The sequence below is a fragment of the Mesorhizobium sp. WSM4828 genome (assembly GCF_055811175.1).
The window spans coordinates 68,112-93,806 of the sequence record NZ_JBVVQK010000019.1 but is presented as its reverse complement, the minus strand read 5'-3'; the positions used below and the strand labels follow the sequence as shown (position 1 = coordinate 93,806).

Genomic DNA, 25,695 nt, shown 5'->3' with positions numbered 1-25,695 from the left:
CTCTTTGCCTGCCGCGCAGCTCATAGCCGATCGACCTTGTCCGAAGCCCTACGTATTATCAACCCTTAGATCGTTCGACCTGCATACGCATTTAGCCGCGGCATCCGCCCTCATTCCGCCTCGGCCACCATCTGCCGTCCGCTCACCCAGTCGCGCCAGGCCTTCTCATCGCCACGGAACACATTGAGGTCGATGCGGCCCCTCACCCCGTGCGACAGGCCGGAGCCGGAATATTGCCAGAACAGCCATTTGCGGCCGGGATAGACCTTTGACGGGTGGGCGGCCACGGCGCGCAGCCAGAATGGATAATCCGGGAAGGCGCCGCGCAGGTTGTCGCGGTAGAAGTCGGGCGCGGTGTAGATGATCGGGCGCTGGCCGTAGTGGCGCTCGAGCTTGTCCATGAACACCTGCATTTTCTCCAGCACCTTTTGCCGCGACGGGCGGCGCTTGCAGCTGGATTCGCCGTTCCACTCGACGTCGATCACCGGCGGCAGCGCGCCCTCGACCCGCGGCACATTGCGGATGAACCAGTCGGCCTGCTCGCCGGCGGTGCGGCACCAGTAGAAGAAATGATAGGCGCCGCGCTTCAGGCCGGCGGCGTCGGCATTGCGCCAGTTCCTGGCAAACATCGGGTCGAGATGATCGCCGCCGTCGGTCGCCTTGATGTAGGCGAAGTTGGCGCCCTGGGCGCGCAGCTTTTGCCAGTTCACATTGCCCTGCCAGCGCGAAACGTCGACGCCATGGACGGCGAGGCGCCTTGGCGAGGAGGACTTGCCGAAATTGATCGGCTTGGCGTCGCGAAAACCATAGCGCGTGACCGGCTCGGCAAGCATCGCCGGTGCTGCGCGTGTCAGCCGCTTCGGCGGCGACACCAGCGCGATCACCTCGGCCGGCGGTTCGACGCCCTGGTCGGGTACGTCCATCGCGACCGGCTGTTCGTCCTGCTCCTGGTCGGCGAAGGCTGGCGCGGCGTCGGCAATCGGCGGCGATGCAATCGGCGCTGGCGGCCGCACAACCGAGCTGGTGGTCTCGCTGGACGGCACTTGCAGCGCATCGACGCCGGAGGTCGACGTGCAGCCGGCAAGGCACAGCGCTGCGATCGAAAAGATGACGACGCCTGATATCCGCATCTGGACCTGTACGCAAAACACAACAGACCGAAGGCAGGACAACGCCGCCGGACAAACCAAGCTGGATTCCTAACAAGAAACTACCAACAAAGTTTGAATCGAATTGTTAGGGCTTTGCATCGGGACGCTGGTCCGGACGGAAGTGCGCTATCCCCAAACGCGTTCGGCCACGTCGCTGCCTCGCAATGCCGCTTGACAACTCACGGCATGAGATTAGTCTTCACTAATCTTACAGTGTAAGGCCATACTTGGGAGGAAGTCATGCAGCCCGCCGCCTTGTCAGAATTGCAGCCCGTAGCCCCGCCGGAGCCACACTCGCCCGCCATCGGGATCGATGAGATATCTGGCGATCTCAGCCGCGTTATCGAACGCGCCGAGGTCGATGCCTGGCTCGATCTCTATCGCGCCGCCCCGGCAGACTTTGCCGCAAGGCAAGGCTTAGCCATCGCCGAAGATGGCGATCTCGTCTGGACCACTTGCACGACGATCCCGTTCATCCATTTCAACTGCGTCAAGAATTTCGGCGTCGAGAGCGCGGCCACCGAGAGCCGGCTCGATGCGCTCCTGTCACATTATCGCGACGCCGGCATTCTGAGGCCCTGGTTCTACACCAATCCACATACCGAGCCGGCGACGCTCAGCTGCTGGCTCGAGGCGCGCGGCCTGCAGCGTCAGGGCGGCTGGGAACGCATCTTTCGCGACGCCACGCCATTGCCGGCGGAGCTGCTTTTCCCGACTGAGAATGTCTCGGTCGAGCGGGTGACGCCGGCAACGGCAAGGGAATGGGCTGGGTTTATCGACAGCCAATATCGGCTGCCGACCTCACCGTGGTTGCTGGCACTGGCCGGCCGGCGCGGCTGGCATCATTACATGCTGCGGCGGGACGGCGCTGTGGCGGCGGTTCGCTCGATGTTCATCGGTGCCGACGGCATGGCCTGGAGCGGCATCGACGCGCCGGTTCCCGGCATCATGGCGCCGAGCTTCGACCTCGATGCAATGCTCGGCGAAGTGATGGTGCGCGACGGACTTGCGGCCGGTGCAAAACTGTTCGTGGCCGACATCGAGGCGCCGCATGCCGAACGCGACGGGCCGGCGTATCGCAACTATGCGCGCCTCGGCTTCAAGCTCGCTTATTTCCGCAGCCATTACAGCTATTTGCCGGCAAATTCCGGCTGACTGCTGCAAGACCCTAGCCGCACAGCCACAGCTTGTGGCAGGTCGTGGCCATCAGGTGGGCCGGCGGTACAAAACGATCGTTGACCGCCACATCATCGTCCGCCCGGCGGACCTTTTCCTCGAGCAGCGTGCGAAGTTCTGCCGGCTGCACGCGGTCGCGCTCCATCACCAGCTTGATCATCGGATCACTCAAGAGCTCGTCCAGGGTGTTGATGCTGTCGTTCATTCCGTCGCCTCCTCGACTGCCGCCCGCACGCAATAGATAGGCAGCAATGATGGCCCACCAATGACGCTTTGCCGGCTATCTCGTGTCGCTTTGGATTAAATTTTGTCCAGATTTCACCTCAAGCCGGAGGTGGCGCGCCTTCATATTGCGGCAGGCCGTCGTCGATCTGCACCCAGGGCTGCTTCGAGGCGGTCCAGATATGCATCTCAGGCCTGAACACCGAGGGGTCGTCGAGCGAGCCGGTGGTGATGCCGATGATGCCGGCGGAATCGCGCCGGGAAAACATCGTCGTGCCGCAGCTTGGGCAGAAGCCACGCTTGAGATCGGGCGAGGAATTCACCGTCGCCAGCGGTCCGTCGATCGTCACATCGTCGATGCGGAACAGCACGCGCGCGTTGAAGGCGGCACCCAGCGCCTTCTGGCAGAGCCGGCAATGGCAGACGCGCTCATTGATCGGTGCCGCCTCGGCACGGTAGCGCACCGCACCGCACAAACACCCGCCCTGATATCTTGCCATCGCCCGTGTCCCTTCCCTGCGAGGATAGGCGATACCTATCGATAGGCGCGGCAGCGTCAATTGAAAAGCTTTGATGGCGCCATCTAAAGCTGTGATCCGGTCGATGGGCGAAATGCCGGCCATCTCGCGGGAGACGGCCGGCAGACAATTGACTGGGCGTCAGTTCGTTTCGTTGACGACCTCATCCCAGGTCTTGACCTTGGTCTCGCCATTGAGGAACGGCAGCGCGGCAGCTGTCAGTTCCGGCGCGAAGAACACATCGTAATGGGTGCGGTTCGGCAGGATCGCCAGGCGGTTTTGCGACAGGTTCTCGCGCATCCAGCCGGCGTCCTTCAACCCGCCGCCAAGCATCTGATAGAACTTGATCTCGTGCTCGGGCCGGTACATGTCGCTGTCGCCGAACACCAGCATCACCGGCATTGTCAGCTTCGGCACGTCGGCCGAATAGTCGTAGTCCTTGCGCATATAGGCGCCGAGCTGGTCGAGCAGTTTCGGAAAATCCTCCGGATGCGGCGCGACCGCGACGTAGGATTTGTACATCGGCGTGTCCTTCATCATGTCGGCCATCGCCGCGCCGACCTGTGCCTGCTGGCTACGCATCTCGGCATAGAAGCCGTCCGCGGCGTACCCGGTCGAGACCAGCACCAGGCGGCGCACCGTTTCGGGATGCTGCACGGCCATGCGGAAGGCGACGCCGCCGCCCAGCGAATAACCCATTACGTCGACCTTGTCGTAGCCGAGTGCCTTGACGATCGCCGCCATGTCGTCGCCCATCGCCTCCAGGCTGAGCGGCCGGTCGCCGAGCGCCGTGCGGCCATGGCCCTGCAGGTCGACCCCGATGACGGTGCGGTTTTCGGTAAGTTTTGGCAGGATCGGCGCGAACATGTCGGTCGTGCCGAGACCGCCATGCAGCAGAAGCAGCGGCTCGCCCTTACCATAGACGGCGTAGTAATAGTTCAGGCCGTTGATCGGCAGCAGGCCGGATTTTGCCGGCGTCGGCAGTGTTGCGGTTGCGGTCGTCATGGCGGGCTTGGCCTCCTCTGCGTTGATGGTGCCCGGCGCGGCAAAGAGCGCGGCGGCCGAGGCGAAAATGGCGAAAAATATCGATCTGGACATATCAGTCTCCCTCTCCCGTTTGCATCAAAGTCGCTTAGCGACCTCTTCGAGCTGTTCGGCGCACTGGCCCCAACCCTCGTGAAAACCCATTTTCTCGTGCTGTTCGCGGTCGGCGACCGACCAATGCGCAACCCGGGCGATGTAGCGGGTCTTGCCCGTGCCCTCGTCCTCGAGTGTCACAATCCCGGTCATGAACGGCAGAAAGCTCCCACGCCTTGGTATAGGCATCGGTGAAGACGAGCTTCCTGCCCGGCACGACTTCGAGGAAGACGCCGGGGTTCGCAAACTCGTTGCCGTCGGGACCGGCCATGACGACCAGGCTGGTGCCGCCGGCGCGAACGTCCATCTCCGCGCGCGGCGTCCTCCACGGCTTCGGCGCGAACCATTGCGTCAGGAGATGCGGCTCGGTCCAGCAGCGATAGACCTTCTCGCGCGGCGCATCGATAATGCGGGCAAGGATCAGCTCGCGGTCGGAGTTGGGGGCGATGTCGAGCTTGGTCGTCATGGTGTTTCCTCACAGGTCGGTTTTGGCTTTCGTGTCTAGGACGAACCGACAAGACGCAAGCCGACACGGTCCGCGAAAAAATCCGCGGGACAGGAGATTCGAACGAGCGAAATAAGTGGCTTCAGTGGCGCTTGGCTTGCACCAGATAGGCGTCGATCTCGGTCTCGCCGAGCCACTTGGCCGCTTCCAGCCGATGCAGGCCTTCGACGAGGATATGGCGCTTGCCGTCATGGCGCACCTGGATCGGCATCTTCATGCCGTTTTCCAGAATGTCCTCGGCCAGATGGCGGACCGTTTCGGGATGCAGCGTCTTCTTGCGCGCGGTCGGCACGTAGATGTCGTCGACCCTGACCTTTTGCACTCTCAGCATATCGGCTCCCGTGCGGACAAGGCCGCCCTTGTGAGATAGTCTGTTTGGCCGGCAAGGCCAAGGGAGCGGCCCGGCAATGGCTGGCCCGATCGTTTCCAATTGACGCTTGGCCGGCGGATGGCCGAAATGGCGGCCTTCGACCTTAGCGGTGTCCATGAATCATCTGCGGACCGAGTTTCCCGATTTCGGACTGACGCCGGAGCAGCGACGCCAGGCGGTGCGCAGCCATTACTGGGAATGGCCCGGTATGGATGGCGGGCGCGGCGAAATCTGGTGCTACAGCGACCGTTTTTCCTACCGCCCCGGCGAGATGGTGGCGCTGCATGTCAGTTCGACGGCCGCCAGTTTCGGCATCGCGATCGTCCGCGACGGCGGTGCGGAAACGACGATGTTCGAAAGGACCGGGATCGCGGCGCAATGGCAGGATACGCCGGATCAGTGTTCGGTCGAGGGCTGCGGCTGGCAAGCATCGTTCGAATTTCGCCTCGGCGACGATTGGCCGTCCGGCGCCTATCGCGTCACGCTTGAAGCGGACGGTCGCGACGGCAAGCCGATCCGCTGCCACCACCTTTTCATCGTCGCGCCGCAGCCCGGCAAAAAGCCTGGCCGTGTGCTGCAGGTCGCGGCCACCGGCACTTGGCTCGCCTACAACACATGGGGCGGTTCCAACCATTACGAAGGCATCACCGGGCCGGCCCGCGACCAGTATGCACGAATGGTGTCGACCCAACGGCCGTGGTGCCGCGGCTTCGTCGTGCTGCCCAGGGACGCGCCGCGCGTGCCGCTCGAAGTCGCCATGCCGCCAAAATCCGTGCCGCGCTATCCGCATATGGAATGGGCCTTTGCCACCGGCCATTCCAAGAAATACGCCTCGTCCGGCTGGGCAAGCTACGACAGCCACTTCTTCCGCTTCGCCGAGCGTGCCGGCTACGCCGTCGATCTCGCCAGCCAGCACGATCTGCATTTTTCGCCCGACATTCTCGACGGCTATGACTGCGTCGTCTCCGTCGGCCACGACGAATACTGGACCTGGGAAATGCGCGATGCGGTCGACAGCTATGTCGAGCGCGGCGGTCATGCGGCGCGCTTTGCCGGCAATTTCATGTGGCAGACCAGGCTGGAGGACGAAGGCCGCCGGCAGGTCTGTTACAAATACCGCGCTCGCGCCGAGGACCCGGCCTATCGCGGCGGCGATATAAGGCGCGCCACCAATTCCTGGGAAGCGCCGGAAATCGGCCGGCCGGGTGCAGCGACCTTCGGCCTCAACGCAACACGAGGCGTCTATGCCGGCTGGGGCGGCTGCGCACCGCGCGGCGTGCGCGGCTTTCCGGTCTACCGGCCGGAGCATTGGGCCTTTGCCGGTACCGGCATCTACTATGGCGACCTGCTCGGCGCCGACAGCCATGTCTATGGCTACGAGGTCGATGGGCTCGATTTCGAGATCCGCGGCGGCCTGCCCTACCCCACGCCCGACAGCGGCGCACCGGACGGCCTGCAGGTGCTCGCGGTCGGCATGGCTGCCCAGGTCGAGGAAAGCGCCGACATTCCGTTCGAGGACCAGTTCCTCGGCGACGAGGACGGTCGCTTCACCGCCGAAACGCTGTTCGGCGAGGCAAGCGACGCCAATCTCGACAAGGTCAAGCGCGGCAACGGCATGATCGTCAATTTCCCGCGCGGCAAGGGCGAGGTGTTTCACGCCGGAAGCTGCGAATGGGTCGCCGGCCTGCTAAGGCAGGATGCGATGGTCGAGCGCGTTACCAGAAATGTCCTCGACCGCTATCTCGGAAAGTCATGACATGCTGAAGTCCCCTGCCCCGGAAACTCGCGAAGCCTCGCATCTGTTTTATCTGTCCAGCCTGCGCCGGCCGCTCATCGACCGCGCCGAGGGCATCTACATGTGGACGCAGGACGGCCGGCGCTTCATCGACGGGTCGAGCGGGCCGATGGTCGCCAATATCGGCCATTCCAACCGCAACGTGCTCGACGCGATGAAACGGCAGATGGACCGCGCCACCTTCGCCTACCGCCTGCACTTCGAGAACGAGCCGGCAGAGGAACTCGCGCGGCAACTGGCGGCCAAACTCCCCGAGAGCCTGGACCGCATCTTCTTTGTGTCCGGCGGCTCGGAAGCTACGGAATCCTGCATCAAGCTGGCGCGGCAATGGGCGGTCGCCACCGGCCAGCCCAGCCGCTGGAAGGTGATCACGCGTTTTCCCTCCTATCATGGCGGCACGCTTGGTGCGCTCGCCGTCACCGGCGACGATGCGCTGGCCGAAAATTTTATGCCGATGATGCAGGTCATGCCGACGGTGCCGGCGCCCATCGCCTGGCGCGACCGCGACAATCTTTCCATGGAACAGCGCGGCATCCGCTACGCCGACATGCTGGAGGAAAAGATCCTCGCCGAGGGACCGCAGAGCGTGCTCGCCTTCATCATGGAGCCGGTCGGCGGCGCTGCCACGGCAGCACTGGTGGCGCCGGACAGCTATTATCCGCGCATCCGCGAGATCTGCGATCGCTACGGCATCCTGCTCATCCATGACGAAGTGATGAGCGGTGCCGGCCGCACTGGAAAATTCCTCGGCGGCGACCACTGGAACTGCAAGCCCGACATCGTCGCGCTGTCGAAAGGGCTGGGCTCGGGCTACGCGCCGCTGGGCGCACTTGCTGCACCGATGCGGCTGGTGCAGCCTTTGCTCGCATCGGGCGGCTTTCAGCACGGCCATACCTATGCTGGCAACCCGCTCGCCTGCGCCGCCGGGCTCGCCGTGCTCGGCGAAATGGACCGCCTCGGCCTGATCGCCAACGCGGCTGTCATGGGCGAGCTTTTGATGGGCGAACTGAAGGGGTTGGCGAAGCGGTTTCCGTTCATCGCCGACATCCGCGGCAAGGGCCTGCTCACCGGTGCCGAAATGGTCGCGGATCCCGACACTCTGAGGCCGATCGAGCCGGGAAAGAAGGCCACCCAGCGGCTGCTCGACCTTGCCTATGAGCGCGGCCTGATCATCTACGGACGCAAGGTCAAGGGCGGCGTCGACGGCGACAATTTCATGGTCGCGCCGCCGATGATCGTCACCGCAGCGCAGATCGGCGAGATCATATCCATCATCGGCGACTCGCTCGAGGTGCTGGCCGGCGAGCTCGACCTGCCGGTCGAAGGTTGAGGCGACCATGGCACCGCGAAAAGTCATTATTACCTGCGCCGTCACCGGGTCGGTGCACACACCATCGATGTCGCCGCATCTGCCGGTGACGCCGGACGAGATTGCTGCAGACGCGATCGCCGCCGCCGAAGCCGGCGCCTCGATCCTGCATCTTCACGCCCGCGACCCTAAGGATGGGCGGCCGACCGCCGATCCCGAGGTGTTCATGCAGTTCCTGCCGCGCATCAAGCAGGCGACCGACGCGGTGATCAACATCACCACCGGCGGCTCGTCGCTGATGACGCTCGACCAGCGATTGGCCGCGCCGCTCAGGGCCGAGCCGGAAATGTGCTCGCTCAATATGGGTTCGATGAATTTCGCGCTGTTCCCCGTGCTCGACCGGCCGCGGGAATGGCAGCACGAATGGGAGCCGAAGCTGCTCGAGGCAACCCGCGACACGATCTTCAAGAACACCTTTGCCGACATGGAGACGGTGCTGGAGAAGCTTGGGCGTGGTTGCGGCACGCGCTTCGAATTCGAGTGCTACGATGTCGGCCATCTCTATTCCTTGGCGCATTTTCGCGATCGTGGGCTGGTGTCGGGACCGCTGTTCATCCAGTTTGTTTTGGGCATCCTCGGCGGCATCGGCGCCGACCCCGAAAACCTGATCCACATGAAGCGCATCGCAGATAAACTGTTCGGCGACGCCTATCAGTTTTCGGTGCTGGCCGCCGGACGCCACCAGATGCCGATGATCTCGATCGCGGCGGCGATGGGCGGCAACGTCCGCGTCGGGCTGGAGGACAGCCTCTACGACGGGCGCCAGCTCGCCAAGTCCAATGCCGACCAGGTGCGCCGCATCCGAGGCGTGCTCGACGGATTGTCGCTGGACGTCGCAACGCCGGCCGAGGCGCGGCAGATGCTGGCGCTCAAGGGCGGCGACCGCGTGGCGTTCTGATGGTTGTGGCCGTGACCAATACAGCCACCAACGACATTGTCATCCGGCCCGGCACCGTCGAGGACGTCGAAACCATCCACGCCGCGCTCCTACGGCTCAGCGTGCATATCGGCGCACATCAGGAGATCACCTCGACAGCTCAGGATCTCCGCACCTATGGCTTTGGCGAAAAGCCTGCCTTCTCGACCTTGATCGCCGAAGTCGGTGGCGAATTTGCCGGGCTGTGCCTCTATTTTCCGATCTTCTCGACATGGATGGGACGGCCCGGCGTCTATGTGCAGGACCTCTATGTCGAGGACCGTTTTCGCGGCCGCAGGATCGGCGAGCGCCTGCTGCGCCGGGTGGCGGCGCAGTGCCGGAAGGCAGGTGGCGTCTATCTCAGGCTGTCCGTCGACACCGACAACGAGACCGCCAAGGCTTTTTACGAACGGTTGGGCATTGCCTGGTCGAGCTACGAGCAGGTGCAGAAGATCGTCGGCGACGCCTTTTTCGCCTTTGCCGATGCACCGGAGGAGCCAACATGAAAGCCTTCTATGCCGAAGAACAGAAGCGCCACGACCCGAAGGCGTTCCTCTCAAGCGGCGCGCCGCAGCCCAATCCGGAAAAGCCGGAACGGGTCGAGCGATTGCTAGCCGGCGCAAAGGCTGCCGGCTGCACGATCGAACGGCCGCGGGATCACGGGCTCGGCCCGATTGCGTCGGTGCATACGCCCGAGTATCTCGATTTCCTCCAGCATATCTTCGCGCGCTGGCAGCGCATCGAGGGTGCCTCGGCCGAGGTCATCCCCAACATCCATCCGATCGCGCGGAACGGCTCCTATCCGGCCTCGGCAGTCGGCCAAGCCGGCTACCATATGGCTGACACCGCCTGCCCGATCTCCGGCGAGACGTGGCAGAGCGCGCTGTGGAGCGCCTGGAGCGCGGTTGAAGCGGCCGAGGCGGTGATGTCGGGCGTGCCTTCAGCCTATGCGCTGTGCCGTCCGCCCGGCCATCATGCCTTTGCCGACGTCGCCGGCGGCTTCTGCTTCATCAACAATTCGGCGGTCGCAGCACAGGTTCTGCGCAAGCAAGCGGCGCGGGTGGCGATCCTCGATGTCGACCTGCACCACGGCAACGGCACGCAAGGCATCTTCTATGCCCGGCCGGACGTGCTCACCGTGTCGCTGCATGCCGACCCGGTGCGCTTCTATCCGTTTTTCTGGGGCTATGCCGACGAGCGCGGCGAAGGCGCCGGCCTCGGCTACAATCTCAACCTGCCGCTGCCGCGCAAATCCGGCGATACGGCTTTCCTCGAAGCACTGGCGGCAGCGTTCCAGCGCATCGATGCCTTCTCGCCCGATGCGCTTGTGGTGGCGCTGGGACTAGATGCCTTCGAAGGCGATCCGTTCGGCGGACTGTCGGTGAGCACGCCTGGTTTTTCGCGCATTGGCGAGGCGATCGCCGGGCTCGGCCTGCCAACGGTCATAGTCCAGGAAGGCGGCTATCTCTGCGACGAACTCAGCGACAATCTCACCGCCTTTCTCACCGGCTTTGGCGGCGCCCACAAGCGATGATCCGCCCGCGAGGCCCGCTCAGGATCGTTCCTGCCTCAGCATGGCGACAACGCGGTGCACGCTCTCCAGCGTCTCGTCGATCTCGGCTGAAGTGTTGTAATGAGCGATGCCGATGCGCACCACGCCCTGCTCGGCCGGAATGCCGAGCTGGTGCACTATCTCCCAGGCGTAGTTGTGGCCGGACCACAGGAAGATGTTTTCGGCATTCATCTGCCGCACGATCGTCTCCGGCACGATGCCTTCGACGGTGAACGACACCGTCGGCACACGCTCACCGATCCGCTTCGGATCGGTGATGCCGTGGATGGTCAGGCCGGCAATATCCGACAGACCGTCGATCAACTGTTGCGCCAGCGGGTTCTCGTAAGCGATTGACACTTCGAAGGCCTTGGCGATTTTCCGCCGGCGCGACCCTAGCGCGCCGGCCGTCGCGCCCAACTCGGCAAAATAATCGACAGCCGCCGACAGGCCGGCCATCAGTTCGATTTGCGGCGTGCCGAGCTCGAAGCGCTCCGGCAAGGCATTGGACGAGCAACGGCATTTATACGGCTTCAGCGCATCGATGACGTCCAGTCTGCCCCACAAGATTCCCATATGCGGGCCGAAGAACTTGTAAGCCGAGCAGATCAGGAAATCGCAGCCGAGGTTTTGGACGTCGATCAGGCCATGCGGCGCGAACTGGACGGCATCGACGTAGACCAACGCACCAGCCTGCCTGGCGATGCCGGTCAACGCCTTCACCCGGTTGATCGACCCGGTGAGATTGCTGGCATAGTTGAGCGCGACGAGCCGCGTCCTCTCGGAAAGCAGCGCGGCAAGTGCTGCCTCCTCGACCTGCCAGCTCTGCTGGTCGAAAGGCAGCCAGCGTACGACCAGGCCAAGGTCTTCAGCCAGTTGCAGCCAGGGCGAGATGTTGCCCTCATGGTCCATGCGGGTGAGGATGATCTCGTCGCCGGGTTTCATCGTACGGCCAAGCGTTCGCGACATCTGGTAGGTCAACGTCGTCATATTGGCGCCGATGATGATTTCCCGCGGACTTGCCGCGCCAAGGAAATCCGCCATCGCCAGATGGGCCTCGTCCACGATGTCCTGTGCCGCAATGGTGGTCTCGAAGAAGCCGCCGAGGTTGGCATTGGTGGTCAGCAGGCAGCGTGACACCGCGTCCGCCACCGCCTGCGGCACCTGCGTGCCGGCAGGATTGTCGAGATAGATGCGCCGGCGGCCCTTGTCGGTCAGCGACAAAGCCGGAAATTTCGCGCGCAGCGCGTCGATCCGGAAGTCCATGGCTGTTCCCCTCTCCTTGTGACGATCGGACAACCACGTCCCGACGCATCAAGGGCACGGATTGCCGACGCGCTGGTGGATCGCATCGACGGCTTTCTGCATCTCGTCGGTCCAGACCACGTTGGCGGAAGAGAGCGCCATTTCGAGTTGCGAAATGGTGGTGGCGCCGATGATGTTCGAGGTGACCAAGGGCCGGTTCGAGACATAGGCATTGGCAAACAGCGCCGGCTCCATGCCGAAGGTGCGCGCCAACCGGTTGTATTCGAGCTGCACCTCGGCAGCATTCGGCGTCTCGTAGCGCTGGCCGCGGTTGAACAATTGCGAGCGCGAGCCCTGCGGCCGCGCGCCATGATCATATTTGCCGGTCAAATAGCCTTGCGCCAGCGGCGAATAGGCAAGCAGCGACACCTGCTCGCGCTCGCAGACTTCGGCAAGGTTCACCTCGAAGGTGCGGTTGACGAAATTATAGGCGTTCTGCAGCGAGGCGACGCGCGGGCCGAGGCCCTTGTCGGCTTCGGCAATGAAACGCATGACGCCCCAGGAATTCTCGTTCGACAGGCCGAAATGGCGGATCTTGCCGGCCTTCACCAGTTCATCGAATACGGCAAGCGTCTCGGCGATCGGCGTCTCACCCTCCGGCACGCCGGCGGTATCGGAGCGTCGCGACACAGCGCCGATGCGGTTCGGATTGGCGCCCCACGGCACGTCGCGTTCCGGCCAATGTATCTGATAGAGGTCGATGTAATCGGTGTTGAGCCTGGCGAGTGACTTATCGATAGCGTCGAAGATATCGGCGCGCACCAGCTTGGACGGGCGGTCGCCGCGAAACCAGGTGTTGGCGGTGCGACCAACTACCTTCGAGGCGATGATCACCTGGTCGCGATTGCGCTTCTCCTTCATCCAATTGCCGATGATTGTCTCGGTACGGCCTTGTGTCTCCGCCTTGGGCGGGATCGGATAGAGTTCGGCGGTGTCGATGAAATTGACGCCGCGAGCAAACGCCAGATCCATCTGGGCGTGACCGTCCGCCTCGGTGTTCTGCTGGCCCCAGGTCATCGATCCGAGGCAGATTTGCGACACGAAAAGATCGGTCTGGCCGAGACGGCGTTTGTGCATGGAATTGCTCCGGCGGGAAATTTTGCGCGGCTGCGCGAGGAGGAAGCAATAGCATACAGGAAAGCGCCGCCCGCTTCCAAGCCCACGGACGGCAGGCCAGGCGACTTTCCCAGGATGCCAGCGGACGGGGTTTATCCCTGCGGCCAATAAAAGCCGGACTGCATGTGAATGCAGTCCGGAAGTTCGCCAGGAATGGCGAGGAACAACCGGCCAAGTGCCGGCACTGAGGCCTACGGTCGAAGCACCGCAGAAGTTTCGCCGGAACAGCCGAATTAAGTCAAAAAAGATCAGGGCAGCATGGCTGCCATGCGAATGCTGCACTGCACAATTGTCATGATCTGCCTATACTGATGGCCGTGGAGGTTCAATAAAGGGGCTTGAATAATGGGATTCTTCACTGAAATGTTCGCCCGCCCGCGTCCGGGGGAACAGCTGCGCTATCGTGCGGCACTGGCGCTGCTCCATTCGATGAGCAATGCCGATCGCGCCGACATCGGCGTCAAGCCGGCCGATTTCCCGCGCATCGCCCGGGAAATGTCCCTACGCTAACAGCGCGCCGTGAGATTTCCCGCCGCAGCGGGATATCTCACGAGCGGATCTCAACGCAATCCGAGGAAGATCGACTTGCCCAATGGCACGCCGTTGTGGCGCAGGATGTCGTAGGCGGTGGTCAGGTGGAAGTAGAAATTGGGCATGGCGGCATGCAGCAGATACTGCATTCCCGGCATCGAAACCTCGCGTCCCGCAAGCCTCAGTTCGATCATCCTGTCATCTGAACCATCGAGTTCGGCCGCCGAAAATGTCGCGAGATAAGCCAGTGTCTTGGTGAGGCGGGCCTGCAGATCAGCGAAGCTCGCCTCATTGTCCTCGTATTTTGGCACCTCACGCCCGGCAAGCCGCGACGGCGCGCCCTTGGCGTGATCGGTGGCAATCTGTACCTGCCTGGTCAGCGCAAACATATCCGGCGCCAGCCTCGCCGTCAGATACACCTGCGGATCGATCTTGCGATCAGCCGCATTTTGCTCGGCAATGTTCAGCACATTGGCCAGTGCCTTCAGCCTCGCCGAAAATACCGGCACGGATGCTTCATACATTGATATGGTCACAAGAAATCTCCACGCGGCCCGACTGCCGACGGCGAGAGGTAGCGCTTTCGCAGGCGATTGTTCAAGCGTCACCACGTCGCCGCAATCGATATGATAGAATTTTTCATCGAGTGGAGGTTCCCGATGAGACGCGCCCTTTTTGCAGCGACCGCTTTTATCTCGCTTGCCGTTGCCGGCCAATCGGCGCTCGCCGCAGACGCGCCTTATATCGACGACAGGTCGAATGCCGACGCGGTCATCCGGTCGCTTTATAGTGCCATCAGCCGACACGAATTCGCGCGCGCCTGGGACTATTTCGGCGACACCAAGCCGGCCAAGGATTTCAATTCCTTCGTCAAAGGCTATGACGGCACGGACGCCGTCGAAGTCAAAACCGGTGGCGTATCCGAAGACGGGGCTGCCGGCAGCATCTACTACAGCGTTCCGGTCGCCATCCTGGCGACGGCCAAGGACGGCAGCGAAAATGTCTTTGCCGGCTGCTATACGCTGCGCCAGATCAACGCCTCGATCCAGGAACCGCCATTTCGCTCGATCTTCATCGACAAGGGTGCGCTGAAACCCTCAAAGGCCGATTTCGAGGATGCCGTGCCGGCAAGCTGCGGCGATGGACCGCCGCCGCCGAAGAAGGATGCAGCGCTTGAGCAGGCCAACAAGGCGTTTGCCGCAACTTATGGCGACCAGTGCGACAAGGATCTTTTGGTGCAGGAGCCGGAGATTTTCTCGATCCACTATAAGGGCAAGGATGCGGCTGCCAGCGATCCCGAAAGCGAAACGCGGCTTTTCCATTTCGCCTGCTCGGCGGCGGCCTACAACGAAAACTCGATCTATTACATGAGCGACGACGTGCTTGGCGTGAGACAATTGCAGTTCGCCGAACCTGAAATGGACATCCGCTACGAGAACAATGACAGCGACGGCAAATTGCTGGGCATGACCATAGTTGGCTTCCAGACCTCCGGCTGGGCAACCAATTCCGATTACGACGAAGAGACCAAGACGATCACCACCTTCAACAAATGGCATGGCATCGGCGATGCCTCTTCATCGGGGACCTATCTGTTTCGCAACGGCGATTTTTCCCTGGTCCAGTACGATGTCGACGCGTCTTATGACGGCGAGGAAAATCCGCAGACGGTCGTCGACTACAATACCGCGCCTTAAGGAGCCTTCGACAACATCCAGTTGAGCGTGCCGCGCCAGTCGGTCATGCGGATCGGCGTGCCGTGCGTGCCGGTCTCGAAGCGGACGAAGCGAGTCGGATAGGTTTTCGACTTGGCCAGAATCGATCGGAAGAAGGCTTCCTGTTTCTCGATTGGAAACACCGGGTCCTTGCTGCCTTGGCCGAAGAAGACTGGGACACGACGCTTGAATGCGGGGCTTGAGAAGAAACTCTCATCCCATAGCGAGCCGAGCAGCAGCAGCCCGTCGATGCGCCCGCCGGTGTCATTGCGGGCGGCCAGCTTCCAGCATAACGAGCCGCCCATCGAGCCGCAGGCGACGAAGATTTTTGCGCTCGGCGATTGTTCGGCATAGTGGTCGATCAGCGCGGCGATCTGGGTGGCACCGGTGTCGCCGAAATCGGAAAAATCCGGCGACAGATAGAGGCCGCCATTGCCGGCCATCAGGTTCTTGATGCGGTTGAAATTGCCGCCGAAGGTGAAGTCGTCGATGCCTTGCTTACGGCTGCCGCCCTGCCCGTGCAGATAAAGCACGATGATGCTGGCGCCCCCGGTCTTGCCGACGGCAATGTGGCGGATATCGCCGGCGTCGGTCTTCAGCAAGAGATCCTGCTGCACCTTGCGCACGCCGGTTTCGGTGTATTGCGCGTGCACACGACGCTCAGGCACTTCGTCACGGGCGTTGATATCGCGCATCTCACGATAATCGATAACCGTATAGGCGCCGTTGCTCTCGGACGAGAGTGTGACCGGATAGGCGAACAGATCGTCCTTGAAAGGTTTGAGTTCGAGAGCGTTGGCGTGGGCGGCACAAGAGAGCGACAAAAGAATCGCCATCAGCAGGGCCGGGAGGCCAGAGGGAGGCAAGCGGAACCGGAAGCAGAAACGAAAGGCCATCCCTCAGCCATGCGTTTTTCGGCTTCGGTTTGTCAATCCTGCAGCACGCCGCCGGCGCTTTCCAGCGCCTCGCGCGTGTCGACATCGACGGCTGCCCCTTCGCCGATCTCGACATCGATGACGTCGAGCCCTTCGGCCTCGACCAGATGGCGGGCCCCGGTATCGCCTTCGAGGTGAGCGATCGCGGCAAACAGCGGACGCGGCAGCAGCACGGGATTGCCGCGCCGCCCATCGTGCGAGGCCCGCACCACCGATCGGCCTTCGGACCTGCGGAACGCCTCGATCAGCCTGTCGAAGTCGGCCGAGGCGACGCCGGGCATATCGCCGAGGACAATCATGGCGCCGGCGGCGTCGCCGGAAATCTTGGCGATGCCGGCCTTCAGCGACGAAGACAGACCCTCGGCGAAATCCGGATTGTCGGCGAAGGTCACATCGAGGCCAGACAGTGCATCGCGCACGCGCTCGCGCTGGTGGCCAGTGACGACTATGGTGGCCGCGGCTTTCGAACCGACCGCGCGTTCGGCAGTGCGACGGACCAGCGGCTTGCCGTCGAAGAGCGCCAAGAGCTTGTTCGGCCCGCCCATGCGGCTGGAGCGGCCGGCGGCCAGAAGCACGATCTCGACCTTTGGTTCGGCTTTGGCCGGCAATGGCTCGCGCGGCTGCGGCCGCGTCGGAATTTCCATCAATAGCCCGCCGACGCCCATGCCGGCAATATCCCTGGCGGTCACGTCGAGGCCGGCAATCAGCCGGTCGAGCACCCAGTCGAAGCCGTTCTCCTTGGGACTGCGGGCGCAGCCCGGCGCACCGATGATGCGCTTGCCGCCTAGAGTGCCGAGCACCAACAGATTGCCGGGATCGACCGGCATGCCGGCGCGGATGACAGTGCCGCCCGCCTTTTCGATCGCAGCGGGAACGACGTCGCCGAAATCGGCCATCGCCGAGGCGCCGAAGATAACCACCATATCGTTGTCGCGTATCAGCGAGGCCGCAGCCTCGGCGACGGGGGTAATTTCATGCGGCGTTCGACGCTCCGCCGTCAGCCTGCCGCCCGAACGCGCCAGGCGTGCTTCGGTGACGCGCAGGGTCTTGTCGAGCATGCTGGGTTTGATGCCGGACAGCACCGTCTGGATGACGCCGACGCGCACCGGCTGATAGGCGTTGACAGCAAATATCTCACCGCCGGCGCAGATCCTTGCCACGGCATCGACCAAAGCGGAGGCGACCGCAAATGGGATGATCTTCACCGTTGCTACCATCTGACCTTTTTCGACCGGCGCATGCTGCGCGAGCGTGGCGATGGTGATCGTCGGATCGACGGCATTGATAGCGTCGATCATCACCGCGTCGACGGTGAACATGCCAGCAGCCTGCGCCTGGAGGTTGACCCTGCCGGTCGCGGCGGGCTTCGCCTCGATGTTGCGATGGATCATGGATGCGGCGATCTTCTCGGCGGCGACGTCCTCGCTGAGATCATCGGGCGCCAACACCGCCGCGACGACCTCGGAAATGCCAGCGGCCTTCAACAGGGACACATCCCCGGCGCTTAGCCTGTGCGCCTTGCGGAAGCGGTGCCCTCCGGCCGTGGTGGCGTGCGCAAGCACTGCCCCTTCGGCCGTATCGATCGCAACGGAACCAAATTTCACGCGACCGCGCCTTTGGATTCGAGGCCGCGGAAGCGAAAGGCGTGGATCGCTTGCGCCAACACCGCGACGGCGATCTCGGCCGGGCTGGCAGCCCCAATGTCGAGGCCGATCGGGGCATGAATGCGGGCGATCTGGTCGGCTGTCGCCCCCGAAGCCAGCAGGCGTTCCACACGTTTGGCGTGGGTCTTGCGGCTGCCGAGCGCACCGACATAAAAGCAGCCGGCGTCGAGCGCCGCCTTCAGCGCGAAATCGTCGATCTTCGGATCGTGGGTGAGAGCAGCCAGCGCCGTATAGCTATCGAGCGGCTGACGCTTCAGCACATCCTCCGGCCATTCGGCATGCAGCGCGACATCGGGAAAACGATCGGGCGTGGCAAAGGCCGTGCGCGGATCGATGATCTCGACAGGATAGCCGGCGATCCTGGCCATCGGTGCCAGCGCCTGGCTGATGTGGACGGCGCCGATCACCACCAGGCGCGGCTGCGGCAGATGTACGTTGAGGAAGAACGTCCGCCCCTCAGCTTCGACCGAACCGGAATTGCCCGTGCGAAATGCCTTGGCGACGGCCGCCCCGAGTTCGCCGGCTACCCGGTCGCCCTCGCGCACGACACGGTCGCGGCCGTCGCCGAGATCGATGACCAGGATTGCCGCGCGGCGGGCGCGGCGTTCGGCGTTGAGTGTCTTCAGGGCATAGGGATCCATTCGAGATCAACCCACTCTTTCGACATAGACCTTGATGCGGCCGCCGCATGACAGGCCGACCTGCCAGGCGGTCTCGTCTGCGACGCCGAATTCGAGCATTTTGGCCTTGCCGCTATCGATAACATCGACCGCCTCGGTGACCACGGCGCCTTCGACGCAGCCGCCCGAGACGGAGCCGTGGAAATTGCCTTCGGCGTCGATGACCAGGTGGCTGCCGACCGGGCGCGGCGCCGAGCCCCAGGTCTCGACCACGGTGGCAATGGCGACATCCTTGCCGTCCTTCATCCAGCCCTCCGCGATGATCAGCGGGTCGCGCGCCTCATCGAGATAGATACTGCGTTCCATGATTTTCTCCCTGGGAGACATGTGGTTATGCGACGCGCTTCACGCCAGCCTCGATCCACCGGCGGGGGTCGACCGAACGCATAAAAACAGCACGGTCGCCAGCGACCGGTCCGCCACATAATCCGCACGGGTCAACAGATCGAGCGTCTCGTCGATCGTTCGCGGCGCCGGACGCGGTTTTCAACTCGGTCATTCTGTCTCCGCGGGCGCGGCCATCAAAGCCTCTACAGAGCGTGGTAGCCGCGGTTGTGATAGATCAGCGGCCGCAAATTATCGCCGATACGCAAACCTGTCACCTTGCCAAAAAGCACGCGGTGGGTGGCCAGATCCTTGGTGTCGACCAGCTCGCAGTCGAAGACGGCAAGGGCGCCCTTCAGCGTCGGCGAACCGGTCGAGATCACATCCCATTCCGCCAACGCGAAACGCTCCTCGACCGGCAGGCCGGTAATGCCGGAAAAGCCGATCGACAGCGGCTCCTGATCCGAAGCCAGCGTGTTCAGGGCAAATTTGCCGTTTTCCACGAACGGCTCGTTCTTGGGATTTTCACGATTGAGGCAGACCAGGATGGTCGGCGGCGTGTCCGACACCGAGCAGGCCGCGATCACCGTCGCGCCGCGCCTGCCGGCGGGGCCATCGGTGGTGACTACATGTACATGGCCGGCAAAATGGGCCATCGCGTCGCGGTAGGCCTGCGGCCCGATGTCATTCTTCTTCAGCACCGATGATTTTCCACTAGTCAGAACCAACCGTTATATATGGGGGGATATTGCATGCCACAAGCGAAGTGCTTGACGTATATCCAGAATTCGCGTGTTGCACCAAAGCTGGCTAGCCTTTAGGTCTTGACGGCATTGGCGCCAGCAAACACGCGACCGGTGCAGAGGAATTCTTCGCTCGCATGCGACCTTGGACGACCACGATAGCGGTGCTGGCCTGGCTCTCGGTCGCCGGTAGTGCAAGTGCCGAGACGCTGCTGGTCGGCGTCGCGGCACCTTTGTCCGGGCCGTCGGCGATCCTCGGCAAACAGGTCGAGGCCGGCGCGACAATGGCGGCTGAAGCGAACGATACCGAGATCACGACGATCGATGACGCCTGCACGGCCGACGGTGGCGCCGCCGCCGCGCGGGAGTTCACCGCGGCCAAGGTCAACGTCGTCATCGGGTTTCTGTGCACCGACGCAATCGAGGCGGCTCTGCCGATCCTCAAGGATGCCGGCATCCCGGTGATCACCGTCGGCGTTCGCACGGAAAGCCTGACCGACCGGCGCGCCAAGACCGGATGGCCGATCTATCGTCTCGGGCCGCGCGGCGATGACGAGCGCAATGCCGTCGCTGCCATCCTTACCCGCTTATGGCAGAGCGAGCTGTTCGCCATAGTCGACGACGGCACGATCTATGGCCGCGAAATGGCCGAGACGTTTCGTGCGGCCGCCGAGCAGGCGGCGCTGAAGCCGGTGTTCGTCGACACGTTCCGGCCGCAGCTCGACAACCAGTTCGGCCTGATCGGCCGTCTTAAGAAAGCCGGCGCAACGCATGTCTTTGCCGGCGGCGACGGCGATGATGTCGCCATTATGGGCCGCGACGCCGGCCAGCTCGACACCGGAATGGTGTTTGCCGGCGGCGAAGCGTTGCGCGCGCCGCTCGGCGACGTGCCTTATGCCGTCGGCACGCTGATGATTGCGCCGCCCGAATGGGCCGATGTCGCCGACCCCAAGGTGCTGCAGAGCTTTGCCGGACAAAACATCGTGCCGGAAGGTTACACGCTACCCGCCTATGCCGCGGTCGAGATCGCCAAGGCCGCTTCAGCATTGACGCAAAGCTCCGGCGAGAGGCTGGCTAACGTGCTGACCGCGCATGACTTCACCACGGCGATCGGACCGATCCGCTTTGACGAAAAAGGTGACCTGGCGCAAAATCCTTATCAAGCCTACCGTTTCGACGGCGGCCGTTTCGTGCCAGCGGAGAGCCAATGATGTCAAGCACGGGGATGTTCCATACGGGTCCGCGCAATCTCATCACCGACGTCGCCGGCCTGCGTGTCGGCAATGCGGCGAATGCCAAGCTGAAATCCGGTGTGACCACCGTCATCTGCGACGAACCGGCCGTGGCCGGTGTGCAAATCCTGGGCGGTGCGCCGGGCACCCGCGAAACCGACCTGCTCGAGCCGCACAATTCGATCCACGCCATCCATGCCGTGGTGCTGTCGGGCGGCTCGGCTTTTGGCCTTGACGCCGCGTCGGGGGTGCAGGCGGCCTTGCGCGAAAGAGGCATCGGCGTCGAGGTCGGCGGCTTTCGCGTGCCGATAGTGCCGGCGGCGATCCTGTTCGACCTGCGCAATGGCGGCGACAAGGATTGGAGCCGGTATCCGCCTTACCGCGACCTCGGCTACGAAGCCGCGCAAGCCGCCACGATCGACTTTGCGCTCGGCACTGCCGGCGCAGGTTGCGGGGCTTTGAGCTCCGGCCTGAAGGGCGGGCTCGGCTCGGCCTCGACAGCGCTGGACAGCGGCGTCACCATCGGCGCGCTCGCCGCCGTCAACCCGACCGGCTCGGTGACGGTCGCCGGGACCCGCCATTTCTGGGCGGCGCCGTTCGAGATCGGCGACGAGTTCGGCGGCTTAGGCTTTCCCCACCCGGTGCCTGACGATGCCAGAAAGATCGTGCTGAAGTTCCGTGACAAGCATGCCGCAGGGCAGGCGGAAACCGGCGCCAACACGACCATCGCCGTGATCGCCACCGATGCGGTACTCACGAAGGCCGCAGCCAAACGCCTGGCGATATCAGCGCATGACGGCTTCGTCCGTGCCATTTGGCCGACGCACACGCCCGCAGACGGCGATCTGGTCTTCGCGCTGGCAACCGGCAAGAGCGGCATCGAGCTCGCACCCAACGATGCCATCGATCTCTACGCCGCGGCCGGCGCCACGATGGCGCGCGCCATCAGCCGCGGCGTCTTTGCCGCGACGCCGGCCGAGGGCGATCTGTTCCCGGTCTGGTCATCGCGCTGACCGCGCCACGCTCATTCGGGTTTGCCGTAATCAGACTGGACTTTTGATCAGGTGGGTTCGGATTTTTCTTCTTCGAACGTGACCGCAACATCCGAGTTTGCTGAGAGCCGCACCTTCTGGCCCTCGACCTCGGCGACAAGGCTGAGAGGAATGAAGTGGTGATGGCCCCTGTGAGCGCCCTCGCCGCTGTCGCGCTTGGTCAGCTTGATGCGATCTCCGTCAACCTTGTCGACGGTACCGACATGGACGCCGTCGGCGCCGATCACTTCCATACGTTCGCGAATCTTGGCTGCATCCGTCATGGGGGTCTCCCTTAGAGCGCCGCGCGTCCTTTTGAACGGGCAAAGGACGCACTAAACATTTTGAATCAATGCATCGTGCCTTCCGACAATCGACCCTGATTTTCGGAAGGCACGATGCCGTGAAGCTGCCGACAATAACAAACGACGGCCGGATTGGATGCATCGACCTTGTGTTTCAGTCAGCACGATCTTTTGACGGCATCGTGATAGGAATTTAACGGCGTCGACCGCCTGAATGGAAGCCCCATGCGAAATCTTGCCCTGTTTGCCGTCTGCCTGCTTGCCCCGCTTGCAACTTTGGTCGCCGCCCACGCAGGCGATGTCGCCGAGCTTGAGATCCTCGGCTTCAGCCGTGATGGCGGGGTCTTTGCCTTCGAGGAATACGGCGTCCAGGACGGATCGGGATTTCCCTATGCGAACCGCTATTATATCGACACGGCCAACGACAGTTTCCTGAAGGGTTCGCCGATCCGTGTCCGGCTCGACGACGAGAATGCCGCCGTGGACGCAGCGCGGCTGCAGGCCCGGCAAAAGGGCGAAGCGATCGTCAGTCAGGCGGAACTCACGGCAAATCGCGGCATCACCGCCGGCTTCAACCCGGTGACCGAGCTTTCTGCCGATCCCTTCCGCATGGTGGTCAATCCGCGCCCGATCTTCTCGCCGGTCGACGATCCGCTCGAGTTCCGGCTCGACCAGATCGGCATGAACGACACCGAACGCTGCCAGAGCCAGGGTGAGATCAATGGCTTTCGCCTGCTGCGCATCGAGGCGAAGGACGGCGGCCAGACTAGGGTAATCCATGAGGACAAATCCATACCGGAAAGCCGCGCTTGCCCGAATGGCTACCGGATCGGCGCGGTTCAGACATTTTCGCTGGATAGCCTCAGCGCCTATGCCGTGCTGATCGCGGTGCGCCAATACGGCTTCGAAGGGCCGGACTATCGCTGGATCGCGGTAACCGGACGGCTGTGACGCTCCTGGCCATGCGCTATAGCGCCCTGCATCGTCTCCGCCGCGCTCTGCCGCCGCTGCGCACCGCATTTGCCGGTGCCTTGCTGTGGGCCATGGCGATGGGCGCCAGCGCGCTGCTCAATCTGCTGCAGTACGATTGGGAGACCCCGGCAAAGATCCGCTTCGTCTCGCTGCTTTATGCTGCCGGCGGTGCGCTGGCTTTCCCGGTTGGGCTGTTCCTGGCGCGGCTCGTCTCGCTCGGACGCCACTGGGAGATCGCCCTCGCCGCCGCCTTCGTCTGCCTTCTCGCAGCGACGATCGCCTTCACCGGCGGCCTGTTTGGGCTGCAATACCGCTCCTACTATGTCCAATGGCATGCGCCCGCGTTCACCATCACCTGGGTTTTCCAGTTCGTGTTCACGATGTTGACGGCACTCTACCAGTTCGTCGTCCTTGGCATCCGGCTGTATTTTCCGCTCGGTTTCATTGCGCTCGCTGTCGCCAGTGTCTGGTTTGCGCGCCAGCAACGTTGAGCATTTTGCCTGCCTCTGTTAGGACGCGGGCAAATGCTCTCGCAAGTCAGGACCGACTGATGATCCCTCGCTACTCCCGGCCGGAAATGGTGGCCATCTGGTCGCCCGAAACCCGGTTTCGCATCTGGTTCGAGATCGAGGGCTACGCCTGCGACGCGTTGGCCGAGCTCGGCGTCATCCCGAAGGAGGCCGCCAAGACCATCTGGGAGAAAGGCGGGACGGCGAAATTCGATGTCGAAGCGATCGACGAGATCGAGCGCGTCACAAAGCATGACGTCATCGCCTTTCTCACCCATCTTGCCGAATTCGTCGGGCCGGATGCCCGCTTCATCCACCAGGGCATGACATCCTCCGACGTTCTCGACACCTGTTTTGCCGTGCAGCTCACCCGCGCCAGCGACATCCTGCTGGCCGACATTGACGGGCTGCTTGCGGCGCTCAAGCGCCGCGCCTTCGAGCACAAGGACACCATCACCATCGGCCGCAGCCACGGCATCCATGCCGAGCCGACCACCTTCGGCGTCAAGCTGGCGCAGGCCTATGCCGAATTCTCGCGTTGCCGCGAGAGGCTGGTGCACGCACGCGAGGACATCGCCACCTGCGCCATCTCGGGTGCGGTCGGCACTTTCGCCAATATCGATCCATATGTCGAAGAATACGTGGCCAGGAAACTCGGACTGAAGCCCGAGCCGGTGTCGACGCAGGTGATTCCGCGCGACCGCCACGCGATGTTCTTCGCCACGCTCGGCGTGATCGCCTCGTCGATCGAGCGGCTGGCGATCGAGGTGCGCCATCTGCAGCGCACCGAGGTACTTGAAGCAGAAGAGTACTTTTCACCCGGACAGAAGGGTTCGTCGGCGATGCCGCACAAGCGCAACCCGGTGCTGACCGAGAACCTCACCGGCCTTGCCCGCATGGTGCGCTCCTTCGCATTGCCGGCAATGGAGAATGTGGCGCTCTGGCACGAGCGCGACATCTCTCATTCCTCGGTCGAGCGCATGATCGGGCCCGACGCGACGGTAACGCTCGATTTCGCGCTCTCACGGCTGACCAGCGTTGTCGACAAACTGCTCGTCTACCCCGACAACATGCTGAAGAACATGAACAAATTCCGCGGCCTTGTGCATTCGCAGCGCGTGCTGCTAGCGCTGACGCAAGCCGGCGTTTCGCGCGAGGACGCCTACCGGCTGGTGCAGCGCAATGCGATGAAGGTGTGGGAGCAAGGCGCTGATTTTCTTGAGGAACTTCTGGCCGACAAGGACGTTGTCGCAGCCTTGCCCGAGGCAGAGATCCGCGAGAAATTCGACTTGGGCTATCATACCAAGCACGTCGATACGATCTTCAGCCGAGTGTTTGGAGAAGCCTGATGATTTCGTCGGCCGGAGATTTCGATTTCCTTGCCCTGCCCGGGCGCGGCAATTCCGGGCCGGATCATTGGATGTCGCATTGGTGCCGGGTGTTCCCCAATTCGAGCCGCGTGCTGCAGGCTGAGTGGGACCGGCCGAAGCCTGAAGACTGGATCGGCCAGGTGGATGCCGCGGTGGCCGCCGCACCGCGCCGCGTCGTGCTGCTTGCGCATTCGCTGGCGGTGGCGACGGCGGTGAAGTGGGCTGCTAACGCCAGCCAAAGCCAACTCGACAAGGTCGCGGCGGCATTCCTGGTTGCCGCGACCAATGTCGAGGATACCGATCCCTCATTCGACGCGGTGCGCCCGTTCGCACCGATGCCGCTGAAGCGCCTGCCCTTCCCGACATTGGTAGTGGCGAGCCGCAGCGACCCACGCGTCACCATCGACAAGGCAAGCGCTTTTGCCGCAGCCTGGGGCGCGGATATCGTCGATGCCGGCGATCTCGGCCATATGGGAAACGAGGCCCGCCTGGGCGTATGGCCAGCGGGCCTGCTGATGCTTGGACGCCTGCTTGAGAAGGCGAACCTCTAGC

The 25,695-nt window shown here is 63.2% G+C and carries 28 protein-coding genes and 2 pseudogenes; 14 read left to right on the top strand and 16 right to left on the bottom strand.

Annotated elements, in window-relative coordinates:
- Positions 1-110 precede the first annotated feature (110 nt).
- The gene (locus tag AC0L2X_RS21230; RefSeq protein WP_473600277.1) at positions 111-1,130 is read right to left on the bottom strand and encodes a glycoside hydrolase family 25 protein; all 1,020 of its coding nucleotides are present in this window, start codon (positions 1,128-1,130) and stop codon (positions 111-113) included.
- Between the two features lie 261 nt (positions 1,131-1,391).
- Here AC0L2X_RS21230 and AC0L2X_RS21225 point away from each other — a divergent pair, with 261 nt between their 5' ends.
- On the top strand, positions 1,392-2,306 hold the full coding sequence (locus tag AC0L2X_RS21225; protein ID WP_473555799.1) for a hypothetical protein: 915 nt from the start codon (positions 1,392-1,394) through the stop codon (positions 2,304-2,306).
- Positions 2,307-2,319: 13 nt separating this feature from the next.
- Here AC0L2X_RS21225 and AC0L2X_RS21220 read toward each other — a convergent pair whose 3' ends face one another.
- The 5 genes and pseudogenes from AC0L2X_RS21220 to AC0L2X_RS21200 form a co-directional block, all read right to left on the bottom strand.
- Positions 2,320-2,532, bottom strand: a complete 213-nt coding sequence (locus tag AC0L2X_RS21220) for a hypothetical protein (protein ID WP_023717422.1) — start codon at positions 2,530-2,532, stop codon at positions 2,320-2,322.
- 118 nt (positions 2,533-2,650) lie between these two features.
- A complete protein-coding gene (locus AC0L2X_RS21215; protein ID WP_473555800.1) occupies positions 2,651-3,049 on the bottom strand; it encodes a GFA family protein in 399 nt (132 codons plus the stop codon).
- 159 nt (positions 3,050-3,208) lie between these two features.
- Complete coding sequence (locus AC0L2X_RS21210; protein ID WP_473555802.1) at positions 3,209-4,165, bottom strand: alpha/beta fold hydrolase; 957 nt, start codon at positions 4,163-4,165, stop codon at positions 3,209-3,211.
- Between the two features lie 24 nt (positions 4,166-4,189).
- Positions 4,190-4,670: pseudogene (locus AC0L2X_RS21205) on the bottom strand (SRPBCC family protein).
- Between the two features lie 121 nt (positions 4,671-4,791).
- A complete protein-coding gene (locus AC0L2X_RS21200; RefSeq protein WP_352492428.1) occupies positions 4,792-5,040 on the bottom strand; it encodes a ParB N-terminal domain-containing protein in 249 nt (82 codons plus the stop codon).
- Between the two features lie 154 nt (positions 5,041-5,194).
- Between AC0L2X_RS21200 and AC0L2X_RS21195 the strand changes: the two genes are divergently transcribed.
- Genes AC0L2X_RS21195 through AC0L2X_RS21175 form a run of 5 tightly spaced genes read left to right on the top strand, consistent with a single transcriptional unit; the run spans position 5,195 to position 10,693 of the window.
- Complete coding sequence (locus AC0L2X_RS21195; RefSeq protein WP_473555803.1) at positions 5,195-6,835, top strand: N,N-dimethylformamidase beta subunit family domain-containing protein; 1,641 nt, start codon at positions 5,195-5,197, stop codon at positions 6,833-6,835.
- A gap of 1 nt (position 6,836) precedes the next feature.
- Entirely contained in the window at positions 6,837-8,204 is a 1,368-nt protein-coding gene (locus AC0L2X_RS21190) for an aminotransferase family protein (protein WP_473555806.1), read from the top strand.
- A 7-nt stretch (positions 8,205-8,211) separates the two neighbouring features.
- Positions 8,212-9,141, top strand: a complete 930-nt coding sequence (gene kce / locus AC0L2X_RS21185) for a 3,5-dioxohexanoate:acetyl-CoA acetone transferase (protein WP_473555807.1) — start codon at positions 8,212-8,214, stop codon at positions 9,139-9,141.
- An 11-nt stretch (positions 9,142-9,152) separates the two neighbouring features.
- Positions 9,153-9,665: a GNAT family N-acetyltransferase gene (locus AC0L2X_RS21180; protein WP_473555810.1), complete on the top strand. Its 513-nt coding sequence runs from the start codon at positions 9,153-9,155 to the stop codon at positions 9,663-9,665.
- Entirely contained in the window at positions 9,662-10,693 is a 1,032-nt protein-coding gene (locus tag AC0L2X_RS21175; RefSeq protein WP_473555812.1) for a histone deacetylase family protein, read from the top strand. Before AC0L2X_RS21180 ends, AC0L2X_RS21175 begins: the two co-directional genes overlap by 4 nt.
- Before the next feature lie 18 nt (positions 10,694-10,711).
- Here the strand turns inward: AC0L2X_RS21175 and AC0L2X_RS21170 are convergent, their stop codons facing one another.
- Both AC0L2X_RS21170 and AC0L2X_RS21165 read right to left on the bottom strand, forming a co-directional pair.
- A complete protein-coding gene (locus tag AC0L2X_RS21170; RefSeq protein ID WP_473555813.1) occupies positions 10,712-11,977 on the bottom strand; it encodes a cysteine desulfurase-like protein in 1,266 nt (421 codons plus the stop codon).
- A gap of 48 nt (positions 11,978-12,025) precedes the next feature.
- The gene (locus AC0L2X_RS21165) at positions 12,026-13,093 is read right to left on the bottom strand and encodes an aldo/keto reductase (RefSeq protein ID WP_473555816.1); all 1,068 of its coding nucleotides are present in this window, start codon (positions 13,091-13,093) and stop codon (positions 12,026-12,028) included.
- A 384-nt stretch (positions 13,094-13,477) separates the two neighbouring features.
- On the opposite strand from AC0L2X_RS21165, the gene AC0L2X_RS21160 reads away from it, so the two are divergent.
- Positions 13,478-13,642, top strand: coding sequence for a hypothetical protein (locus tag AC0L2X_RS21160; RefSeq protein ID WP_352492436.1), 165 nt, complete (start codon positions 13,478-13,480; stop codon positions 13,640-13,642).
- 50 nt (positions 13,643-13,692) lie between these two features.
- Here the strand turns inward: AC0L2X_RS21160 and AC0L2X_RS21155 are convergent, their stop codons facing one another.
- Complete coding sequence (locus AC0L2X_RS21155) at positions 13,693-14,199, bottom strand: DUF1993 domain-containing protein (RefSeq protein ID WP_352492487.1); 507 nt, start codon at positions 14,197-14,199, stop codon at positions 13,693-13,695.
- 123 nt (positions 14,200-14,322) lie between these two features.
- On the opposite strand from AC0L2X_RS21155, the gene AC0L2X_RS21150 reads away from it, so the two are divergent.
- Positions 14,323-15,360: a DUF1176 domain-containing protein gene (locus tag AC0L2X_RS21150; protein WP_473555818.1), complete on the top strand. Its 1,038-nt coding sequence runs from the start codon at positions 14,323-14,325 to the stop codon at positions 15,358-15,360.
- Here AC0L2X_RS21150 and AC0L2X_RS21145 read toward each other — a convergent pair.
- The 6 genes and pseudogenes from AC0L2X_RS21145 to AC0L2X_RS21120 form a co-directional block, all read right to left on the bottom strand.
- A complete protein-coding gene (locus AC0L2X_RS21145; RefSeq protein WP_473555821.1) occupies positions 15,357-16,214 on the bottom strand; it encodes an alpha/beta hydrolase in 858 nt (285 codons plus the stop codon). The two genes, AC0L2X_RS21150 and AC0L2X_RS21145, sit on opposite strands and share 4 nt — an antisense overlap.
- A 92-nt stretch (positions 16,215-16,306) precedes the next feature.
- Positions 16,307-17,917 (bottom strand): NTP transferase domain-containing protein, encoded by a 1,611-nt coding sequence (locus AC0L2X_RS21140; protein WP_473555822.1) that lies wholly within the window; start codon positions 17,915-17,917, stop codon positions 16,307-16,309.
- Positions 17,914-18,618 (bottom strand): XdhC family protein, encoded by a 705-nt coding sequence (locus AC0L2X_RS21135; protein ID WP_473555825.1) that lies wholly within the window; start codon positions 18,616-18,618, stop codon positions 17,914-17,916. Before AC0L2X_RS21135 ends, AC0L2X_RS21140 begins: the two co-directional genes overlap by 4 nt.
- 6 nt (positions 18,619-18,624) lie before the next feature.
- Positions 18,625-18,963 carry an XdhC family protein gene (locus AC0L2X_RS21130; protein WP_473555826.1) on the bottom strand — a complete coding sequence of 113 codons (339 nt, stop codon included), beginning with the start codon at positions 18,961-18,963 and terminating at the stop codon, positions 18,625-18,627.
- A gap of 72 nt (positions 18,964-19,035) precedes the next feature.
- A pseudogene (locus AC0L2X_RS21125) lies at positions 19,036-19,156 on the bottom strand (AAA family ATPase); the annotation flags it as partial.
- Positions 19,157-19,187: 31 nt separating this feature from the next.
- Positions 19,188-19,682, bottom strand: coding sequence for a flavin reductase (locus AC0L2X_RS21120; protein WP_473555828.1), 495 nt, complete (start codon positions 19,680-19,682; stop codon positions 19,188-19,190).
- Between the two features lie 179 nt (positions 19,683-19,861).
- Here AC0L2X_RS21120 and AC0L2X_RS21115 point away from each other — a divergent pair, with 179 nt between their 5' ends.
- A complete protein-coding gene (locus tag AC0L2X_RS21115) occupies positions 19,862-20,935 on the top strand; it encodes a branched-chain amino acid ABC transporter substrate-binding protein (protein WP_473555829.1) in 1,074 nt (357 codons plus the stop codon).
- 14 nt (positions 20,936-20,949) lie between these two features.
- Positions 20,950-21,969: a P1 family peptidase gene (locus AC0L2X_RS21110; protein WP_473556067.1), complete on the top strand. Its 1,020-nt coding sequence runs from the start codon at positions 20,950-20,952 to the stop codon at positions 21,967-21,969.
- Between the two features lie 47 nt (positions 21,970-22,016).
- On the opposite strand, the gene AC0L2X_RS21105 is transcribed toward AC0L2X_RS21110, so the two are convergent.
- A complete protein-coding gene (locus AC0L2X_RS21105; protein WP_023674734.1) occupies positions 22,017-22,271 on the bottom strand; it encodes a DUF2171 domain-containing protein in 255 nt (84 codons plus the stop codon).
- 246 nt (positions 22,272-22,517) lie between these two features.
- Here AC0L2X_RS21105 and AC0L2X_RS21100 point away from each other — a divergent pair, with 246 nt between their 5' ends.
- From AC0L2X_RS21100 to AC0L2X_RS21085, 4 genes are read left to right on the top strand one after another with little or no spacing between them, the layout of a single operon-like run.
- Complete coding sequence (locus AC0L2X_RS21100) at positions 22,518-23,243, top strand: DUF2259 domain-containing protein (RefSeq protein WP_473555831.1); 726 nt, start codon at positions 22,518-22,520, stop codon at positions 23,241-23,243.
- A gap of 11 nt (positions 23,244-23,254) precedes the next feature.
- The gene (locus tag AC0L2X_RS21095) at positions 23,255-23,755 is read left to right on the top strand and encodes a hypothetical protein (RefSeq protein WP_473555834.1); all 501 of its coding nucleotides are present in this window, start codon (positions 23,255-23,257) and stop codon (positions 23,753-23,755) included.
- A 59-nt stretch (positions 23,756-23,814) separates the two neighbouring features.
- Entirely contained in the window at positions 23,815-25,122 is a 1,308-nt protein-coding gene (purB, locus tag AC0L2X_RS21090) for an adenylosuccinate lyase (RefSeq protein ID WP_473555835.1), read from the top strand.
- On the top strand, positions 25,122-25,694 hold the full coding sequence (locus AC0L2X_RS21085) for an RBBP9/YdeN family alpha/beta hydrolase (protein ID WP_473555836.1): 573 nt from the start codon (positions 25,122-25,124) through the stop codon (positions 25,692-25,694). Before purB ends, AC0L2X_RS21085 begins: the two co-directional genes overlap by 1 nt.
- Position 25,695: the final 1 nt, after the last annotated feature.

Excerpts from the sequence above, each read along its gene's own strand:
- AC0L2X_RS21230 (WP_473600277.1), bottom strand. The coding sequence starts at position 1,130 with ATGCGGATATCAGGCGTCGTCATCTTTTCGATCGCAGCGCTGTGCCTT.
- AC0L2X_RS21225 (WP_473555799.1), top strand. The coding sequence starts at position 1,392 with ATGCAGCCCGCCGCCTTGTCAGAATTGCAGCCCGTAGCCCCGCCGGAG.
- AC0L2X_RS21220 (WP_023717422.1), bottom strand. The coding sequence starts at position 2,532 with ATGAACGACAGCATCAACACCCTGGACGAGCTCTTGAGTGATCCGATG.
- AC0L2X_RS21215 (WP_473555800.1), bottom strand. The coding sequence starts at position 3,049 with ATGGCAAGATATCAGGGCGGGTGTTTGTGCGGTGCGGTGCGCTACCGT.
- AC0L2X_RS21210 (WP_473555802.1), bottom strand. The coding sequence starts at position 4,165 with ATGTCCAGATCGATATTTTTCGCCATTTTCGCCTCGGCCGCCGCGCTC.
- AC0L2X_RS21200 (WP_352492428.1), bottom strand. The coding sequence starts at position 5,040 with ATGCTGAGAGTGCAAAAGGTCAGGGTCGACGACATCTACGTGCCGACC.
- AC0L2X_RS21195 (WP_473555803.1), top strand. The coding sequence starts at position 5,195 with ATGAATCATCTGCGGACCGAGTTTCCCGATTTCGGACTGACGCCGGAG.
- AC0L2X_RS21190 (WP_473555806.1), top strand. The coding sequence starts at position 6,837 with ATGCTGAAGTCCCCTGCCCCGGAAACTCGCGAAGCCTCGCATCTGTTT.
- kce (WP_473555807.1), top strand. The coding sequence starts at position 8,212 with ATGGCACCGCGAAAAGTCATTATTACCTGCGCCGTCACCGGGTCGGTG.
- AC0L2X_RS21175 (WP_473555812.1), top strand. The coding sequence starts at position 9,662 with ATGAAAGCCTTCTATGCCGAAGAACAGAAGCGCCACGACCCGAAGGCG.
- AC0L2X_RS21170 (WP_473555813.1), bottom strand. The coding sequence starts at position 11,977 with ATGGACTTCCGGATCGACGCGCTGCGCGCGAAATTTCCGGCTTTGTCG.
- AC0L2X_RS21165 (WP_473555816.1), bottom strand. The coding sequence starts at position 13,093 with ATGCACAAACGCCGTCTCGGCCAGACCGATCTTTTCGTGTCGCAAATC.
- AC0L2X_RS21160 (WP_352492436.1), top strand. The coding sequence starts at position 13,478 with ATGGGATTCTTCACTGAAATGTTCGCCCGCCCGCGTCCGGGGGAACAG.
- AC0L2X_RS21150 (WP_473555818.1), top strand. The coding sequence starts at position 14,323 with ATGAGACGCGCCCTTTTTGCAGCGACCGCTTTTATCTCGCTTGCCGTT.
- AC0L2X_RS21145 (WP_473555821.1), bottom strand. The coding sequence starts at position 16,214 with ATGGCGATTCTTTTGTCGCTCTCTTGTGCCGCCCACGCCAACGCTCTC.
- AC0L2X_RS21135 (WP_473555825.1), bottom strand. The coding sequence starts at position 18,618 with ATGGATCCCTATGCCCTGAAGACACTCAACGCCGAACGCCGCGCCCGC.
- AC0L2X_RS21130 (WP_473555826.1), bottom strand. The coding sequence starts at position 18,963 with ATGGAACGCAGTATCTATCTCGATGAGGCGCGCGACCCGCTGATCATC.
- AC0L2X_RS21115 (WP_473555829.1), top strand. The coding sequence starts at position 19,862 with ATGCGACCTTGGACGACCACGATAGCGGTGCTGGCCTGGCTCTCGGTC.
- AC0L2X_RS21110 (WP_473556067.1), top strand. The coding sequence starts at position 20,950 with ATGTTCCATACGGGTCCGCGCAATCTCATCACCGACGTCGCCGGCCTG.
- AC0L2X_RS21105 (WP_023674734.1), bottom strand. The coding sequence starts at position 22,271 with ATGACGGATGCAGCCAAGATTCGCGAACGTATGGAAGTGATCGGCGCC.
- AC0L2X_RS21100 (WP_473555831.1), top strand. The coding sequence starts at position 22,518 with ATGCGAAATCTTGCCCTGTTTGCCGTCTGCCTGCTTGCCCCGCTTGCA.
- AC0L2X_RS21095 (WP_473555834.1), top strand. The coding sequence starts at position 23,255 with ATGCGCTATAGCGCCCTGCATCGTCTCCGCCGCGCTCTGCCGCCGCTG.
- purB (WP_473555835.1), top strand. The coding sequence starts at position 23,815 with ATGATCCCTCGCTACTCCCGGCCGGAAATGGTGGCCATCTGGTCGCCC.
- AC0L2X_RS21085 (WP_473555836.1), top strand. The coding sequence starts at position 25,122 with ATGATTTCGTCGGCCGGAGATTTCGATTTCCTTGCCCTGCCCGGGCGC.